This window comes from Dolichospermum circinale AWQC310F (assembly GCF_000426925.1).
Classification (GTDB): domain Bacteria; phylum Cyanobacteriota; class Cyanobacteriia; order Cyanobacteriales; family Nostocaceae; genus Dolichospermum; species Dolichospermum circinale.
The window spans coordinates 95,723-110,526 of record NZ_KE384713.1; the positions used below are offsets into that span (position 1 = coordinate 95,723).

26 protein-coding genes and 1 pseudogene are annotated in these 14,804 nt (G+C 43.7%); 3 read left to right on the forward strand and 24 right to left on the reverse strand.

Annotated features, from left to right (window positions below):
* The 23 genes and pseudogenes from rpsM to rplC all read right to left on the reverse strand — a co-directional run.
* A pseudogene (gene rpsM / locus ACIR310F_RS27135) lies at positions 1-221 on the reverse strand (30S ribosomal protein S13); the annotation flags it as partial.
* A gap of 96 nt (positions 222-317) precedes the next feature.
* A complete protein-coding gene (rpmJ, locus tag ACIR310F_RS24625; protein ID WP_015079193.1) occupies positions 318-431 on the reverse strand; it encodes a 50S ribosomal protein L36 in 114 nt (37 codons plus the stop codon).
* A gap of 111 nt (positions 432-542) precedes the next feature.
* Positions 543-767, reverse strand: a complete 225-nt coding sequence (gene infA, locus ACIR310F_RS23245; RefSeq protein ID WP_006276978.1) for a translation initiation factor IF-1 — start codon at positions 765-767, stop codon at positions 543-545.
* 206 nt (positions 768-973) lie between these two features.
* Positions 974-1,528 carry an adenylate kinase gene (locus tag ACIR310F_RS0119335; RefSeq protein WP_028085242.1) on the reverse strand — a complete coding sequence of 185 codons (555 nt, stop codon included), beginning with the start codon at positions 1,526-1,528 and terminating at the stop codon, positions 974-976.
* Positions 1,528-2,841 (reverse strand): preprotein translocase subunit SecY, encoded by a 1,314-nt coding sequence (gene secY, locus ACIR310F_RS0119340; protein WP_028085243.1) that lies wholly within the window; start codon positions 2,839-2,841, stop codon positions 1,528-1,530. Before secY ends, ACIR310F_RS0119335 begins: the two co-directional genes overlap by 1 nt.
* A 92-nt stretch (positions 2,842-2,933) precedes the next feature.
* On the reverse strand, positions 2,934-3,401 hold the full coding sequence (gene rplO, locus ACIR310F_RS0119345) for a 50S ribosomal protein L15 (protein WP_028085244.1): 468 nt from the start codon (positions 3,399-3,401) through the stop codon (positions 2,934-2,936).
* 57 nt (positions 3,402-3,458) lie between these two features.
* The gene (rpsE, locus tag ACIR310F_RS0119350; protein ID WP_028085245.1) at positions 3,459-3,983 is read right to left on the reverse strand and encodes a 30S ribosomal protein S5; all 525 of its coding nucleotides are present in this window, start codon (positions 3,981-3,983) and stop codon (positions 3,459-3,461) included.
* Between the two features lie 69 nt (positions 3,984-4,052).
* A complete protein-coding gene (gene rplR, locus ACIR310F_RS0119355) occupies positions 4,053-4,415 on the reverse strand; it encodes a 50S ribosomal protein L18 (protein ID WP_028085246.1) in 363 nt (120 codons plus the stop codon).
* Between the two features lie 2 nt (positions 4,416-4,417).
* Positions 4,418-4,966 (reverse strand): 50S ribosomal protein L6, encoded by a 549-nt coding sequence (gene rplF / locus ACIR310F_RS0119360; protein WP_028085247.1) that lies wholly within the window; start codon positions 4,964-4,966, stop codon positions 4,418-4,420.
* Between the two features lie 94 nt (positions 4,967-5,060).
* Entirely contained in the window at positions 5,061-5,462 is a 402-nt protein-coding gene (gene rpsH / locus ACIR310F_RS0119365; RefSeq protein WP_028085248.1) for a 30S ribosomal protein S8, read from the reverse strand.
* A 20-nt stretch (positions 5,463-5,482) separates the two neighbouring features.
* A complete protein-coding gene (gene rplE, locus ACIR310F_RS0119370) occupies positions 5,483-6,031 on the reverse strand; it encodes a 50S ribosomal protein L5 (RefSeq protein WP_028085249.1) in 549 nt (182 codons plus the stop codon).
* A gap of 110 nt (positions 6,032-6,141) precedes the next feature.
* On the reverse strand, positions 6,142-6,492 hold the full coding sequence (gene rplX, locus ACIR310F_RS0119375; RefSeq protein ID WP_028085250.1) for a 50S ribosomal protein L24: 351 nt from the start codon (positions 6,490-6,492) through the stop codon (positions 6,142-6,144).
* Positions 6,492-6,860, reverse strand: coding sequence for a 50S ribosomal protein L14 (gene rplN / locus ACIR310F_RS0119380; RefSeq protein ID WP_028085251.1), 369 nt, complete (start codon positions 6,858-6,860; stop codon positions 6,492-6,494). Before rplN ends, rplX begins: the two co-directional genes overlap by 1 nt.
* 45 nt (positions 6,861-6,905) lie before the next feature.
* Positions 6,906-7,157, reverse strand: coding sequence for a 30S ribosomal protein S17 (gene rpsQ, locus ACIR310F_RS24995; protein ID WP_028085252.1), 252 nt, complete (start codon positions 7,155-7,157; stop codon positions 6,906-6,908).
* Positions 7,158-7,163: 6 nt separating this feature from the next.
* Positions 7,164-7,391, reverse strand: coding sequence for a 50S ribosomal protein L29 (gene rpmC / locus ACIR310F_RS25000; protein WP_028085253.1), 228 nt, complete (start codon positions 7,389-7,391; stop codon positions 7,164-7,166).
* Positions 7,392-7,394: 3 nt separating this feature from the next.
* A complete protein-coding gene (rplP, locus tag ACIR310F_RS0119395; RefSeq protein ID WP_028085254.1) occupies positions 7,395-7,820 on the reverse strand; it encodes a 50S ribosomal protein L16 in 426 nt (141 codons plus the stop codon).
* 95 nt (positions 7,821-7,915) lie between these two features.
* Entirely contained in the window at positions 7,916-8,701 is a 786-nt protein-coding gene (rpsC, locus tag ACIR310F_RS0119400; protein ID WP_028085255.1) for a 30S ribosomal protein S3, read from the reverse strand.
* A 57-nt stretch (positions 8,702-8,758) separates the two neighbouring features.
* Positions 8,759-9,118: a 50S ribosomal protein L22 gene (rplV, locus tag ACIR310F_RS0119405; RefSeq protein WP_028085256.1), complete on the reverse strand. Its 360-nt coding sequence runs from the start codon at positions 9,116-9,118 to the stop codon at positions 8,759-8,761.
* A gap of 20 nt (positions 9,119-9,138) precedes the next feature.
* A complete protein-coding gene (gene rpsS, locus ACIR310F_RS0119410) occupies positions 9,139-9,417 on the reverse strand; it encodes a 30S ribosomal protein S19 (protein WP_028085257.1) in 279 nt (92 codons plus the stop codon).
* A 145-nt stretch (positions 9,418-9,562) separates the two neighbouring features.
* Positions 9,563-10,426, reverse strand: coding sequence for a 50S ribosomal protein L2 (rplB, locus tag ACIR310F_RS0119415; RefSeq protein ID WP_028085258.1), 864 nt, complete (start codon positions 10,424-10,426; stop codon positions 9,563-9,565).
* A gap of 91 nt (positions 10,427-10,517) precedes the next feature.
* The gene (locus ACIR310F_RS0119420) at positions 10,518-10,835 is read right to left on the reverse strand and encodes a 50S ribosomal protein L23 (RefSeq protein WP_028085259.1); all 318 of its coding nucleotides are present in this window, start codon (positions 10,833-10,835) and stop codon (positions 10,518-10,520) included.
* The gene (rplD, locus tag ACIR310F_RS0119425) at positions 10,828-11,460 is read right to left on the reverse strand and encodes a 50S ribosomal protein L4 (RefSeq protein ID WP_028085260.1); all 633 of its coding nucleotides are present in this window, start codon (positions 11,458-11,460) and stop codon (positions 10,828-10,830) included. Before rplD ends, ACIR310F_RS0119420 begins: the two co-directional genes overlap by 8 nt.
* Positions 11,461-11,554: 94 nt before the next feature.
* Positions 11,555-12,193 carry a 50S ribosomal protein L3 gene (rplC, locus tag ACIR310F_RS0119430; RefSeq protein ID WP_028085261.1) on the reverse strand — a complete coding sequence of 213 codons (639 nt, stop codon included), beginning with the start codon at positions 12,191-12,193 and terminating at the stop codon, positions 11,555-11,557.
* Between the two features lie 30 nt (positions 12,194-12,223).
* Between rplC and ACIR310F_RS26405 the strand changes: the two genes are divergently transcribed.
* From ACIR310F_RS26405 to ACIR310F_RS0119440, 3 genes are all read left to right on the forward strand, one after another.
* Entirely contained in the window at positions 12,224-12,574 is a 351-nt protein-coding gene (locus tag ACIR310F_RS26405; RefSeq protein WP_196803253.1) for a hypothetical protein, read from the forward strand.
* Positions 12,575-13,046: 472 nt separating this feature from the next.
* The gene (gene ndhN, locus ACIR310F_RS0119435) at positions 13,047-13,523 is read left to right on the forward strand and encodes an NAD(P)H-quinone oxidoreductase subunit N (RefSeq protein ID WP_028085262.1); all 477 of its coding nucleotides are present in this window, start codon (positions 13,047-13,049) and stop codon (positions 13,521-13,523) included.
* 132 nt (positions 13,524-13,655) lie between these two features.
* The gene (locus tag ACIR310F_RS0119440) at positions 13,656-14,198 is read left to right on the forward strand and encodes a DUF3172 domain-containing protein (RefSeq protein ID WP_028085263.1); all 543 of its coding nucleotides are present in this window, start codon (positions 13,656-13,658) and stop codon (positions 14,196-14,198) included.
* 275 nt (positions 14,199-14,473) lie between these two features.
* On the opposite strand, the gene ACIR310F_RS0119445 is transcribed toward ACIR310F_RS0119440, so the two are convergent.
* Positions 14,474-14,788 (reverse strand): hypothetical protein, encoded by a 315-nt coding sequence (locus ACIR310F_RS0119445; protein WP_028085264.1) that lies wholly within the window; start codon positions 14,786-14,788, stop codon positions 14,474-14,476.
* Between the last annotated feature and the right edge of the window lie 16 nt (positions 14,789-14,804).

Sequence of the window (14,804 nt, forward strand, 5' to 3'; positions counted from 1 at the left end):
TCTAAACGACGTAAATCCCCTTCAACTTGATAGTTGCTTTCGATTTCGCCTCTGAGGGCTGTGACATCAGCATCACTTAGGTCTTTGACGCGGGTATCTGGATTTACACCAGTAGCCGCGAGAATTTGATGTGATCTAGTTAAACCAATTCCGTAAATGTATGTTAGACCGATTTCAACGCGCTTATCGCGGGGAAGGTCTACTCCGGCAATGCGTGCCACAATGAATTTCTCCCTATTGTTTTCGTAATAGCAGTTAGTAAAACGTGATCTGGCCTCAAGCCTTTAGTCGCGTTTTCAACTTTGATAGATTTGGATCTATCCCTGACGTTGTTTGTGTTTGGGATTTTCACAAATCACCATAACGCGACCACGACGCTTGATCACGCTACATTTCTCACAAATCTTCTTAACCGAGGCTCTGACTTTCATGCCTTTTAAAATTGACTCCAAATAGTAGATTATAGCATTTATAGAAGAAATATTTCAGTTATGTAACTAGAAAAAGACCAATTGATTTATGGTAGAATTCTCCACATAGATTTATTTCTTCCGCAGACGATAGGTGATTCTACCTTTGGTTAAGTCGTAGGGCGTTAATTCAACTTTGACGCGATCGCCAGGTAATATCTTAATGTAATTACGGCGAATTTTCCCAGAGATGTGTGCTAGGACATTAAAGCCGTTATCTAAGTCAACACGAAACATTGCATTAGGCAAAGATTCGGTGACAGTCCCTTCCATTTCAATTAGATCTTGCTTAGACAAGTTTTTTCCTCAACTCAACAATCTCCTATTATTCTTGTACACTTGTCATGCATAAAGAACACAATTGGAGAAATATATCAACAGTTTATGAATATATCTTAGCTAAAATTGACTTGCGCCTGTCCGAGAAAGCAGGGTACAGGTAATAGGCCATCATGAAATCAGTTTTTTCCTTCTACCTACATAGAATACTGTCCCTATTTCTTTTAAGCAGCTATGATATTTTGCAAAGCAGTAAAAACTTCTTCTTGGGACTGATTACCGTTGACTGTGAGGAGTTTTTCGCGCTGGCTGTAATAATTAATCAAGGGTGCAGTATCATCACGATAAACCTCTAGGCGGCGACGAATCACCTCTTGAGTATCATCTTTGCGTCCGCGTCCGAGTAAGCGACCAACAACAATTTCATCTGGCGCATCCAGATTGACTACCTTTTCACCACCCTGTCCTAAATTTTCGAGTAATTTTGCCAAAAACTCTGCCTGTGTAACTTTACGGGGAAAGCCGTCTAAAATCCAACCTGATTTAGCATCTGATTTTTTCAGACGTTCCTCAACCATATCCTCTACTAATTTATCGGGGACTAATTCGCCTTTATCCATATAAGCTTGGGCTTGGATACCCAAATCTGTTTTCTCCTGAATAGCCTGGCGTAAAATGTCACCTGTAGAAATATGGGGAATCTGTAAAAATTCAGCCAAGATTTTAGCTTGAGTTCCTTTACCTGCTCCCGGTGGTCCCAAGAAGATTAATCGCGTCACTATTGTTTCACCATTCCTTCATATCGCTGAGATATAACATAAGTTTGGATTTGTTTCGCAGTATCAATTGCCACACCGACCAAGATTAACAAAGATGTTGCACCTAGCCCCTTAAAAGTTGGTACTTTCAAAGCACTTTCCACTGCGGTAGGAATAATTGCCACCAAACCTAAAAAGATAGCACCTAAAAAAGTGAGGCGATTTGTCACCCGTTCAATATACTCACTAGTAGCCTTACCGGGACGAATACCGGGAATACTAGAACCCATTTTTTTCAAATTCTGAGCCACATCTACAGGGTTGAGAATCAACGAAGAGTAGAAGTAACTAAAGAAAACAATGGAAATTAAGTAAACGAGGGCATATACCCAAGGTGCAGAACCACCAGGACTCAGGTAGGTATTAACAATGGTTGCTAATTCGGGATTTTTAGTAAAATTGGCGACTAAAAGCGGCAAACTCAGGATGGCCGCTGCGAAAATAATCGGCATTACCCCGCCAGAATTAAGACGTAGGGGTAAATAACTCCGCTGTTCTGCTAAAACCTTTCTACCCACTTGACGACGGGCAGAAATAATAGGGATGCGGCGCATACCCTCTTGTACGAACACGATACCCACAATAGTGAGCATAAAAACTAGCACAAGAACAATGACACGCCCGACAATTTCCCGTCCACCCACCTGTACCAAGTCAATGGTATCACCGAGAGCCTTGGGTAAAGAAGCAACAATGTTAACAAAAATCAGCAAAGATGCACCATTACCAATACCCCGTTCCGTAATTAGTTCTGATGCCCACATCACGAACATTGAACCAGCAGTGAGAGCAATTGCCGTTTCTGCCACAAATATCGGACCTGGGTTGAGGGCAAATTGTTGGAGGAATAATGCCGAAAAAGCCACGCTTTGAATAATTGCCCAAACTACAGTCACATAGCGGGTAATTTGTGATATTTTCCGCCGACCTGCTTCCCCTTCATTTTTCTGTAAATTTTCTAAAGAGGGCAGAGCGGCGGTGAGCAATTGGATGATAATGGAAGCATTAATAAAGGGCAAAATCCCCAAAGCAAAGATCCCCAAAGTAGAGAGTCCTCGTCCAGAGAATATATCCAACAAGCCAAAGATGGAATTATTGCCCGATATAGCTTCAGCAAACTTAGGTCTATCAATTCCTGGTACAGGTAAAAAGATGCCCAGACGAACTAAGATTAAAATACCTACGGTAACAAGCAGCCTACCTCTCAGTCCGGCTGCTTGCGCCATTTGCATAAAAGTTTCTTGAGCCGTTGGGGCTTTGTCTCGACTGATCATAGAGTTTTACCTTTTAAGTATGAGGTGTGAAGTATGAGGTGTGAAGTTTCCAGTGCTTGATCTTTTATCCTTCATCCCGCATCCTTCATCTTTTATGCAGCTGTGGCTGTAGGCCGCGCTACGCTATCACAACTCCCACCAGCAGCCTCAATTTTGATACGAGCTTGACCCGTGAAAGCAGCGGCCTTGACCCGGAGAGGAACATTTAATTCCCCATTTCCCAAAATTTTCAATGGCCCCTTAGCAGCGGTTAAAATACCAGCCTCCTTTAAAGATTCCAGAGTTACTTCTGAGTTAGCAGGTAAATCATTTAACTTCTCTACATTAATGATCGTGTAAATTTTCCGGTTAATGAGGGGGAATCCCTTGAGTTTAGGTATCCGGCGGTACAATGGCTGTTGACCACCTTCAAAACCTGGTCTTGTGCCACTACCAGAACGGGATTTTTGACCACGCATCCCTAGACCAGCACTAGCGCCTTGTCCAGCAGAAATACCTCTACCTACGCGCTTACGGCGTTTTTTCGAGCCTTTTTGGGGCTTAACATCGTTCAGTCTCATTGTGATTGGGGATTTTAGATTTTAGATTTGAGATTGAGAATCTGATACAAAGGGCGACTAAATATAGAGTTTCTCAATGGCGACACCACGATCTTCAGCAACTTCACTTAATGTCCGCAGGGTAGATAGAGCGTTAACTGCAGCTCTAGCGTTGTTCAAAGGATTGTTTGAACCCAATTGTTTAGCCAGAATGTTACGTATTCCTGCTAACTCCAATACAGTCCGTACAGCACCCCCGGCAATTACGCCTGTACCTGGTGCAGCTGGACGCATCATGACCTTAGCTCCACCACCAATACCATCAATGGGGTGAGGAATAGAATTGGATTTAGTAATCGGGATGTCAATTAGATGTTTTTTACCATCAGCGACACCCTTTTTAACTGCACCAATTACATCTGAGGCCTTGCCAACTCCGACTCCAACTTGTCCACGTTCATTACCGACGACGACAATGGCGCGGAAGCTAAGTTTTTTACCACCTTTGACGACTTTACTCACCCGGCGGATTTGGATAACTCGCTCTTGCCAGTTGGTTTCTTCTTTTTTCGCACGACTTGCTTTACGACGACCGGTTACCATAATCAATGTTCTCTTTTAGTTGTCAGTTGTCAGTTGTCAGTTGTCAGTTGCTACTGACTACTGACGGACTTAGAAATCTAAACCAGCCTCCCGTGCTGCCTCGGCTAGGGCTTTAATGCGACCATGATAGAGGTTGCCACCCCGGTCAAAAACGACCTTAGTGATGCCCTTTTCTAAGGCGCGTACTGCTACCAATTTACCAACTTGCACTGATGCTTCACAGTTAGCGCCAGAAGCGATATTGGATTTTAATTCTGGTTCTACGGTTGATGCCGCTACTATAGTTTCCTGTTTGGTATCATCAATCACTTGAGCGTAAATATGCTCATTAGATCGGAATATAGCCAGACGGGGACGTTCGTCCGAACCGTTAACCTTACCACGAACGCGCCGATGACGACGCTGTTTTGATTCTCTACGAGTAAGTTTCATATTTACTTCTTACCACCCTTACCAGTCTTACCAGCTTTACGTCTGACCACTTCACCGGCATAGCGAATACCTTTACCTTTGTAAGGTTCAGGTGGACGAACGGCGCGAATTTTCGCGGCTGTGTTGCCGACAATTTCCTTGTCATAGCCACTGACTATGACATTAGTAGTACCTTCTACAGCAAATTGAATTCCCTCTGGTGGTTCAATTTGCACTTGATGGCTATAACCCATGTTTAAAACTAGGTTACGCCCTTGAATTTGAGCGCGATAACCGACCCCTTGGATTTCTAAGCGACGTTGAAAACCTTGGGATACTCCCTCTACCATGTTGGCCACTAGGGTGCGGCTCAAACCGTGCATTTGTCTAGAAGTCCGGGTTTCATCACGACGGGTAACTAGCAATGTTTCTCCTTCTTGGGAGACGATGACATTGTTAGGTAGTTGTCGGGAAAGTTCACCTTTAGGACCCTTTACCACTACTTTGACACCATCAATCGCCACTTGAACTTTGGCGGGGACGGTAATTGGACGTTTACCAATACGAGACATGATTTTTTGTTCTTTGTCTATTGTCAGTTGTTAGTTGTCACTTGTCAGTTGTTCGTTGTTTTGCCACTGACCAATGACCAATGACCAATGACGATTACCAAACGTGGCAAAGCACTTCACCGCCTAGATTTTGACGGCGTGCTTCGCGGTCAGTCATAATCCCACTGGATGTAGAAATAATGGCAATACCGATACCGCCTAGCACTCTTGGTAATTCTTTTTTGTTGGAGTAAACTCGTAACCCGGGTTTACTGACTCGCTTGAGGGCAGTAATTAAAGGTTGGCGATTTTTACCTTTGTATTTCAGGGAAATAACTAGGTTACGCTTTACCCCTTCTCCTGCTTCTTCAACTTCCGCAATAAAGCCTTCTTCGCGCAATACCTTGGCAATACTCCGAGTCATCTTTGTAGCTGGTACTTGCGTAGTTTGATGTTTCGCCATATTGGCATTGCGGATGCGCGTTAGCATATCTGCAATTGTGTCGTTAGCCGCCATCGTTCCCTCTTTAGATGAACTTATTGATCACGAAAGGGCATTCCCATTTCCTTTAATAAGGCGCGGCCCTCTTCGTCGGTTTTTGCCGTGGTGATGATAGAAATATCTAAACCTCGGACTTGGTCAATTTTGTCGTATTCCACTTCTGGAAAAATTAGCTGTTCGCGCACACCTAGAGTGTAGTTACCACGACCGTCAAAGCTTTTGGGGCTGACACCGCGAAAGTCTCTGATTCTAGGCAGTGTGAGGTTAATCAGACGATCTAAGAAGGCGTACATCCGTTCGCCTCTGAGTGTCACCATAATCCCCACGGGCATACCCTGACGAATTTTAAAGCCTGCGATCGCTTTCTTTGCCCGTGTTACTACGGGTTTTTGTCCAGTAATCAGGGCAATTTCGCTGAGGGATGCCTCTAGTGATTTAGCGTTTTGAGCAGCTTCTCCTAAACCTCTATTTACAGTTATCTTAGTCACCTTTGGCACTTGATGCACGTTGGTGTATTGAAACTGACTAATCAACTTGGGAGTAATTGTCTCTTGATATACGGTTTTGAGTCTTGTGGTTGCCATAGTGTTTGTCCTTATATTCCCTGGGCTTGGTCAGGGAAAGTTCTTTGTCAGTTGTCAGTTGTCAGTTGTCAGTTGTTGTTTACTAATGACGAATGACTAATAACTAATAACTATTTATCAAGAATCTCACCTGTTTTTTTCAGCATTCTCACTTTCTTACCCTCGGCAGTGAAAGTGTAGCAGACGCGACTGGCAACGTTTTGTTTGGTAGAATAGAGCATCACATTAGAGCTATGAATGGGGTACTCAGTCGTGACTATTTGCCCTGATTCCCCTTCTTGCTGGGGTTTCACGTGCTTAGTTTTCATGTTGACACCTTTGACCAGAACTTTGCTCAGTTGTGGTAGTGCTTTAATCACTTCACCAACTTTACCTTTGTCTTTGCCGGCGATGACTTGCACAGTGTCACCTGTTTTGACGTGCATTTTATAAAAAACTTTGGGTTGTGGCTGCTTTGCCATTACAGCACCTCCGGAGCGAGAGAAACAATTTTAGTGAAGTTTTTATCGCGCAGTTCTCTAGCTACCGGACCAAATACCCGTGTTCCTCTAGGATTACCTTCTTTGTTGATAATCACTGCCGCGTTATCATCGAAACGGATGGTCATGCCACTGTCCCGATTAATAGCCTTGCGTGTACGTACAATTACTGCTTCTACAACATCAGACTTTTTGACTGCCATGTTGGGTGAAGACTCTTTAACAACGGCGATAATTCTATCACCTACGCCACCATAACGGCGGTTACCTGCACCTAATACGCGGATGCACATTAGTTTTTTAGCACCGCTATTATCTGCGACATTCAGATAAGATTGGGGTTGAATCACAACTGCTCTCTCTTTTGGGGTTGTTGTATTTTATAACACAACTGTTTACGCTTTAGCTTTGGTGTTCAGGATTTCCGTAACTTGCCAACGCTTAGTTTTGCTCAGGGGTCTAGTTTCTTGAATCCGCACCCGGTCGCCTATTTTGCACGTATTTTCTTCGTCGTGAACTTTATAGCGGCGGGTTTTAACTACGATTTTGCCGTACTTGGGGTGAGGAGCGCGGTTTTCTATGGCTACTACCACAGTTTTTTGCATTTTATCGCTCACTACCAAGCCAACTCGTTCTTTGACTGCCATAATCTTCTACTTTTGCTCTTGGTCTGAAAGACTTGCTGCTCGTTTCCGTTCTCCTTCTACTGTCAGCAATTGGGAGAGTCGGTGGCGTGCGTGTTTGAACTGGTGAGGCTTTTCTAGTTGTCTGGTGGCCTTTTGCAAGCGCAACTGAAATAGTTGTTTTTTAACAGCAACAATTTCCTCTGCCAGTCCTTCGTCATTTAGTTCTCTAGCTTCCGCAATTTTGGGAAGAGGCATAACCTACTCCTGCTCCTGTGGTTGAGAGCGTACAATGAATTTGGTCTTAATTGGTAACTTAGCGTCAGCCAAGCGCATAGCTTCGCGGGCAATTTCTTCAGCAACGCCAGCGATTTCAAACATAATCCGGCCTGGTTTGACTACGGCTACCCAAAATTCTGGATTACCTTTACCAGAACCCATCCGGGTTTCAGCAGGACGCATGGTGATTGGTTTGTCTGGGAAAATCCGAATCCAGATTTTACCACCCCGGCGAATATAACGAGTCATTGCTCGACGTGAGGCCTCGATTTGCCGTGAGGTAATCCAAGATGGTTCTTGGGCTTGGAGTCCAAAGTCCCCAAAGTTGAGGGTACTGCCACGGCTGGCCAGACCTTCCATACGTCCGCGTTGTTGTTTGCGGAATTTAGTTCTTCTAGGACTTAACATGATTTGTCAGTTGTCGGTTGTCAGTTGTTAGGTAATAGGTAATAGGGAGATATTGATTTTTCTCTTGCCTCTTGCCTCTTACTTCTTGACCATTACTAGGCTTCATTAGAGCGGTCTTCAAACTGTTGACGGCGACGTTGTTGTTGCCGGCGACGGGGTTCGCGTTCACGGTCTCCACGGTCACGGTCACGGTCACGGTCTCTAGCTGGTTGGACGGGAGCCTGTTCTTGACCAGGAATAATTTCTCCTTTAAATACCCAAACTTTAATACCGAGAATCCCGTAAATTGTCTTAGCTGTGCAGCCAGAGTAGTCAATATCAGCACGCAAGGTATGGAGAGGAACTCTGCCTTCACGGGTCCACTCTGACCGGGCAATTTCTGCACCGTTGAGCCGACCGCCGACTTGGATTTTAATTCCTTGTACTCCTGCTCTTTGCGCCCGTTGAATTGCTTGACGGACAACTCGACGGAAGGAAACGCGACGTTCTAATTGTTGAGCAATGTATTCAGCAATTAGATAGGCATCAGCATCAACTCGTTGGATTTCGACTACGTTAATGCGAATTTGGCGATTACCACCCAATGCCCCTTGCAGTCCCAACCGTAATGATTCAATACCTTGACCACCACGACCTACAACCACACCTGGTCTGGCTGTCCGCACTTCTAGGTCAATTTGGTCGGCTTTGCGCTCGATTCTCACTTCGGAAATACCGGCGTTATTTTGCGCGTATCTACCTAGTTTTTGTTCAATGTATTGACGGAGTTTGTAGTCTTCTTGTAGAAGTTCTGGATAACGGTCAGGTTCTGCAAACCAACGGGATTGGTGTTCTTGTGTTATACCCAGTCGAAAGCCGACTGGATGAATTTTCTGTCCCACAAATGCTTCCTCTAAAATTTCTGACTGTACGCAATTTTCTTGTGCCTATATAGCTGTTTAGTCAGCAGTAGTGCTGGCGGAAACCGCAACAGTTATATGACAAGTTGGCTTACGAATTTGGTAAGCTCGACCTTGCGCTCTGGGTTGAAACCGTTTTAGCACTGGACCTTGATCAGCGTAGGCTTGACTAATTACCAAGTTACCCCGGTCTAGTCCAGCATTATGCTCGGCATTAGCTGCGGCACTTCTGAGAACTTTTAATATTGGTTCACAAGCGCCATAGGGCATAAATTCGAGAATGATTAGTGCTTCTCGGTAGGAACGCCCGCGAATTTGATCAAGTACACGGCGCACTTTATAGGGAGAAATGCGTATATAACGGGCGATCGCTTTTACTTCAGTAGTATCAGTTGCCATAAGTTAATTGTAGATTGCGATTATCTCCCTGATTTTTTGTCACTTTTGCCATGACCTCTGTAGGTACGAGTAGGAGCAAATTCTCCCAATTTATGACCTACCATTTGTTCATTGACAAATACAGGAACGTGCTGCCGTCCATTGTGAACGGCGATAGTATGACCTACCATCAAGGGTAAAATTGTCGAAGCTCTCGACCAGGTTTTAACCACTTGTTTTTCATTTTTTGCATTCAACTTCTCAATTTTTTTGAGGAGATGATCAGCAATAAAAGGACCTTTTTTTAAAGAACGACCCATAGTGCAATTTTGGATTTTGGATTTTGGATTTTCAATTTCTGAATTTTGGATTTTGGATAACTAAGCTGTCCCATATTAGGCTTCAAAAACTTTGAAAGCTTAAAAATAGACCCAATCTAAAATCCAAAATTTAAAATCTAAAATTCTAGGACTGACGGCCACCACGTCCACGTTTAGAGGATTTGCGGCGACGACGGATAATTAGCTTAGTGCTGGCTTTTTTGCGCTTACGGGTCTTAGCACCTAATGTAGGTTTACCCCAAGGTGTTACAGGACCGGATCTACCGATAGGCGCTCTGCCCTCACCACCACCATGGGGGTGATCCACAGGGTTCATGACGCTACCTCTAACCTTGGGACGACGGCCTTTCCAGCGATTCCGTCCAGCTTTACCAGCACTCAGGTTTCTCGCGTCTGTATTACCGACTTGGCCAATGGTGGCGTAGCAGTCACGGCGAATTAAGCGGACTTCACCTGAAGGTAATTTCAAAGTTACATAGTTGCCTTCTTTAGCGACAACTTGGGCTGTTGCACCAGCAGCACGGACAATTTGACCGCCTTTACCTGGAGTCATTTCCACGTTGTGAACATTACTACCCAGGGGTATATTTGACAGTGGCAAAGCATTACCATCTTCAATGGGAGAATCAGGTCCTGCAATCACTTTTGTGCCTACGGTCATGCCATTGGGTTGCAAAATGTAACGTTTTTCGCCGTCTTCGTACAATAACAAAGCGATCCGCGCATTCCGGTTAGGATCGTATTCAATGGCTGTAACTGTCGCAGGTATATTCCGCTTATCTCGCTTAAAGTCAATAATGCGGTAAAGTTGTTTGTGTCCGCCACCCCGACGACGGCTGGTTATCCGCCCTTGATTGTTCCGACCTTTGGGACGATGAACTGATTCAGTTAATGATTTTTCTGGCTCAGTTTTGGTAATTTCAGCAAAGTCGGAGATTGTAACTTGGCGAGTACTGGGGGTATAAGGGCGATAAGAACGAGTACCCATAGTTGAATTTTGAATTTTGGATTAATCAATTTTGGATTTTAGATTTTAGATTTTAGATTGTTTCTGATCTCAAATCTCTAATCTAAAATTTCTAGACTTCTGGGAAGAGAACTTTTCTAATTTTTTCTTCGTCCCCAGGAGCAACGGTGACAATAGCTCGCTTATATTGGGGCTTATAACCAATAAATCTACCTACACGTTTTTGCTTGCGTGGAGGAATAGCAGTATTGACTTTGACGACCTTAACTGCAAATAGGTCTTCAATGGCGGCTCTGATTTGTGGTTTAGTGGCTTTAGGAGTTACTTCAAATGTATATTTGTTTTGCTCCATGAGCATGGTCGCTTTTTCGGTGAGAATGGGGCGACGCACTAAATCGGGTAGGTCACGGGTGGCAACTAGCTTAGGCACTGTAGACCTCCTGAATCTTGTCTATGGTTGATGATGTGACGACAATTTTGTCAGCATGGAGTAAGTCGTAAACGTTTAACTGGTTAGCAGGAATCAGTTTTAAGTTTTCAATGTTCCGGGCTGATAAAAGCACGTTTTCTGCAATTTCCGACAAAATCAACAGTGTTTTTTGTTCTGGTGCAGCGCCCCATCTAGCTAATGCGGCCACGAGTTCCTTTGTTTTGGGACGTTGTAACTCGTTGCTAAATTCTTCAACAATTATTAAGTCTTCAGCGCGACTAATAAAGGCTGTTCGCAATGCCAAACGGCGTTCTTTGCGGTTCATTTGTAGGTTAAAATCTCTGGGCTTAGGTCCAAAGATCACACCACCACCACGCCATAATGGTGAACGGATAGAACCTGCACGGGCGCGACCTGTGCCTTTTTGCCGCCAAGGTTTACGACCACCACCACGAACTTCGGCACGAGTTTTAGTGCTGGCAGTTCCCTGGCGAGAATTGGTCATTTGTCTGACTAGGGCGCGGTGTACGATATGCGCCGCTGTTGTTTCTTTGGCAACTCGTAAGTCAAAGCTGGTTTCGCCAACTTGCTCTCCTTGCCAATTTTTAATTACACTCTCTACCATCTTTGTGTCCTTTGTCAGTTGTCAGTTGTCAGTTGTCAGTTGTCAGTTGTCAGTTGTCTTTTTTTGCCAATGACCAATGACTAATGACCAATGACTATTTTTTACCAACTTTCTTTGCTGGGAGAACGTTCACTAAAGCCCCTGGTTTACCAGGAATAGCTCCCTTAATGATGATTAAGTTACGTTCTGTATCTACTCTTACTACTGTTAGTTTGCGAATTGTGACACGAGTACCGCCTAAACGTCCTGCCATCCTTTTACCAGGATAAACACGGCCCGGAGTTGTACCTGCACCAATAGAACCTGGCGCTCTGTGGTTTTTAGAACCGTGGGACATAGGTCCGCGACCGAAGTTGTTACGCTTCTGGTTGCCGGCAAAACCGCGACCGATACTTGTGCCAACTACATCTACAATTTCACCAGCGCTAAAAATGTCTGCTTTAATTTCTTGACCTAAAGCATAATCACCAGCGCTATCGGTGCGATATTCATTCAAATGACGGACAGCCGGGGCAGATGACTTAGCTAAATGTCCCAACAATGGTCTGTTCAGTGCCTTGGGTTTAACTTCACCATAACCAACTTGAATGGCTGCATAACCGTCGGTCTGTTTTGTTTTAACTTGTGTAACGGTGCATGGACCTGCTTGGATGACGGTGACAGGAATAGATACTCCTTCTTCATCAAAGATTTGGGTCATGCCCAGCTTGGTGCCGAGAATACCTACAGACACAGTTACTGGTTCTCCTTCCTAATTTGACTAATGGAAATCGAATTGGAAGTTTTGTCACGGTTGCTTGAGGGTAAACTATACCTTCAGAAATTTGGACTGGTGTTAAGCAGTGCTAATTCTTGGCAGCGCAACAATTCTTGCCCTTTCTGTTTTAGTGAATTTGTTTATTTTCACTTACCTAATCTAATCACCATCACAGGAATAGTTTCCTACCCTATTGAGAAGGTGTTACTTCTACCTAATGCGAGGTTTGATTGCTTTGCGCTTTGTGCAGCAATGCTTTCGTCCAAGCAGTTGCTCTGGCACTCTACCGTTGTAGTGGGACTTAAGTGGTCATTGACCCTCAGTATCCGTTTCCTGACCATTAACATAATGCCATAAAACCAACATTATTGTTCAGGAACTACTTCTCTTAATAGTTTAAACTATTGTTTGAGGTGTGGCCTAATTTTTTTAGGATTTACGGGAGTGATTTGCTGTGGGAGCTTACATAAGATTTTGGCTCTTGGTTTGACCTGAAGCTTTTTTAGTTTAGCAGTCTCTGGTCTGAATCAGCTAATTTGTTCTTCTGAGGGAACTAACTAGAATATCAGATAGTGGGACTGGCTGATAACTCTAAAATAAGATGGCTATCTAATTTACTATTCGGTCACAATCTAACATTGTAAACCATTAACCATTTTTTGTCTAGTATTTTTTTAGATATATTACGGGATGGCGATAGGGGGGTGATTTGGCCTAGATTTTAGTTTGAAATTCTCCAGGTTGCTGAAAATATGCAGTTTCATTTAACTTAATCTACTAGTAGAGAGTGAATAATAGAGATATCTGAGATGGGATAGGAAAAAAATCTATGGCCTTAATTACTACTGGTAACGGTTTCATCCGCAATTTGGAGAAGTTTGGTGCGTTGGGTGTTTATGTTCCCCTGGAAGGAGGCTATGAAGGTCGCTATTTGCGCCGTTTGCGGGCTGCTGGCTATGTTGGCCTGCATATTACTGCTAGAGGGTTAGGTGACGTGGCTGCGTATCTGACTCAGGTTCATGGTGTGAGACCGCCGCATTTGGGTAAAAAAAGCACTGGCAGTGGTGCTGCAGTGGGTGATGTATATTATTTGCCACCAATACTCGATTCTCATTTAGCACAATTACCTCCTAAGTCTAAGGGGTTAGTATTGTGGATAATTGAGGGACATATTTTGTCTGATCAGGAAGTTGAGTATTTAATGGATTTACCCAAATTAGAACCAAGGGTTAAAGTAGTAATTGAGAGAGGTGGAGATCGCACTTTCCGCTGGAAACCTCTGGAAAAGACTCTGTTAGCTAGTTAGGTAGTCAATGGTCAGTGGTCAGTTGTCGTTTGACTGACTACTGGCAGGGAAGAGTGACATCAAAACAATATAGTGAATCAGGGAAAATCAACCAAATCCTTCTAAGTTTGGCGTGAAGGTAATAAAGCGAAAATGAGACGTAAATCTTCTAACAATAGACCAACTAATACCCCTAAAGCCTCTATTTTTCAATCTCCGATTTTTAACTTCGCCAGCATTGCCATTTTTGGGGGGGTGCTGATTTTGGGAATTGGAATTGGGATTGCATTTAGTTCTACAACTACATTGAGTTCATCAAATGTGGCTTCCCGGGAGTTCATTGACACCAAAGCGCCAAATCCTGAGATTTGCGTCCAGTATGGAGCTAGTGCAATGGTGATGGATGCTAGATTATTTGTCACTCTTAATCCTTTTAATGTTTATGTTGCCCAGCCTAATATCCGTCCTGGATGTGTAATTCGTCAAAATAACTGGGCAATTTTGGAAAATAAAAAACTTGTGACTTCAGATCAGGTCAGGGAATGTAAAAATCGTTTGAATACCTTTGGCTTTACAGGGGACTTAGACAGCGAAAAGCCGGATATTAGATGTATATATCAAAATGAATCGGCTCAAAATTTCTTTTTATCTCAACCTGGGGCTGTGGGAACTCCTCAAGATACGGAAAGATTTTAAAGATATAGGACTGACGCGAGTGTCACAAGAAATAAATAATATTTTTCTGTTTTTACTGGGGGCTTTAGCTCTGATTTTGTTCCCATAGGGTCTCGAAGAGAGGTCTAAAGTTCTGACACAACAGGACTTACCCGCAGGTTACGGAATAATGAACCACGAAGGAGCGAAGATCACGAAGGAAAGAGGTTTTGAAAGATATTTTGCGTAAGTCCTGATTATATGTAGGATATTATGCCTGTTGCGTAGGCGCTGATAGTCTGGGTGGCGTAGCCTGTCTAAAATTTTTGTATGGGTAGGGGTTGACCAAATTCGATAATGGGAATTTCTGTAGGGTTGTTTGGGGAATTATTTTTGTTGACTGTAGGCTTAGGAAACATTGTTGAAGGGATGGGTGAATTGGGGACTGATGCGGGATATTGAGGTTTTACGGTAGCTGAGAGGTTAATTTTTAATTGCTGTGTTTTGGGGTTAAATTGCCAATTATCCGGTTGTGCGATCGCTTGGGCAAAACTGATACTAGGGCTGAGGATAATTAGGGCAAATAAGCTCACCCTCATCGCTGGCAGAATTTGATTATTGCTAATTTTCATGACTTGGTTGTTTGGG

Bases quoted from the DNA above. Each gene is read 5' to 3' on its own strand.
- rplB (WP_028085258.1), bottom strand. From the start codon at position 10,426: ATGGGTACTCGTTCTTATCGCCCTTATACCCCCAGTACTCGCCAAGTT.
- rpmJ (WP_015079193.1), bottom strand. From the start codon at position 431: ATGAAAGTCAGAGCCTCGGTTAAGAAGATTTGTGAGAAATGTAGCGTG.
- rplE (WP_028085249.1), bottom strand. From the start codon at position 6,031: ATGGCAACCACAAGACTCAAAACCGTATATCAAGAGACAATTACTCCC.
- rpsS (WP_028085257.1), bottom strand. From the start codon at position 9,417: ATGGGTCGTTCTTTAAAAAAAGGTCCTTTTATTGCTGATCATCTCCTC.
- rplX (WP_028085250.1), bottom strand. From the start codon at position 6,492: ATGGCAAAGCAGCCACAACCCAAAGTTTTTTATAAAATGCACGTCAAA.
- ACIR310F_RS0119440 (WP_028085263.1), top strand. From the start codon at position 13,656: ATGAGACGTAAATCTTCTAACAATAGACCAACTAATACCCCTAAAGCC.
- rplO (WP_028085244.1), bottom strand. From the start codon at position 3,401: ATGAGACTGAACGATGTTAAGCCCCAAAAAGGCTCGAAAAAACGCCGT.
- rplV (WP_028085256.1), bottom strand. From the start codon at position 9,118: ATGGCAACTGATACTACTGAAGTAAAAGCGATCGCCCGTTATATACGC.
- rpsH (WP_028085248.1), bottom strand. From the start codon at position 5,462: ATGGCGGCTAACGACACAATTGCAGATATGCTAACGCGCATCCGCAAT.
- rpsE (WP_028085245.1), bottom strand. From the start codon at position 3,983: ATGGTAACCGGTCGTCGTAAAGCAAGTCGTGCGAAAAAAGAAGAAACC.
- rplD (WP_028085260.1), bottom strand. From the start codon at position 11,460: ATGGTAGAGAGTGTAATTAAAAATTGGCAAGGAGAGCAAGTTGGCGAA.
- rplF (WP_028085247.1), bottom strand. From the start codon at position 4,966: ATGTCTCGTATTGGTAAACGTCCAATTACCGTCCCCGCCAAAGTTCAA.
- rpsQ (WP_028085252.1), bottom strand. From the start codon at position 7,157: ATGGCAGTCAAAGAACGAGTTGGCTTGGTAGTGAGCGATAAAATGCAA.
- ACIR310F_RS26405 (WP_196803253.1), top strand. From the start codon at position 12,224: ATGGAAATCGAATTGGAAGTTTTGTCACGGTTGCTTGAGGGTAAACTA.
- ndhN (WP_028085262.1), top strand. From the start codon at position 13,047: ATGGCCTTAATTACTACTGGTAACGGTTTCATCCGCAATTTGGAGAAG.
- rpmC (WP_028085253.1), bottom strand. From the start codon at position 7,391: ATGCCTCTTCCCAAAATTGCGGAAGCTAGAGAACTAAATGACGAAGGA.
- rplR (WP_028085246.1), bottom strand. From the start codon at position 4,415: ATGAAACTTACTCGTAGAGAATCAAAACAGCGTCGTCATCGGCGCGTT.
- ACIR310F_RS0119445 (WP_028085264.1), bottom strand. From the start codon at position 14,788: ATGAAAATTAGCAATAATCAAATTCTGCCAGCGATGAGGGTGAGCTTA.
- secY (WP_028085243.1), bottom strand. From the start codon at position 2,841: ATGATCAGTCGAGACAAAGCCCCAACGGCTCAAGAAACTTTTATGCAA.
- rplP (WP_028085254.1), bottom strand. From the start codon at position 7,820: ATGTTAAGTCCTAGAAGAACTAAATTCCGCAAACAACAACGCGGACGT.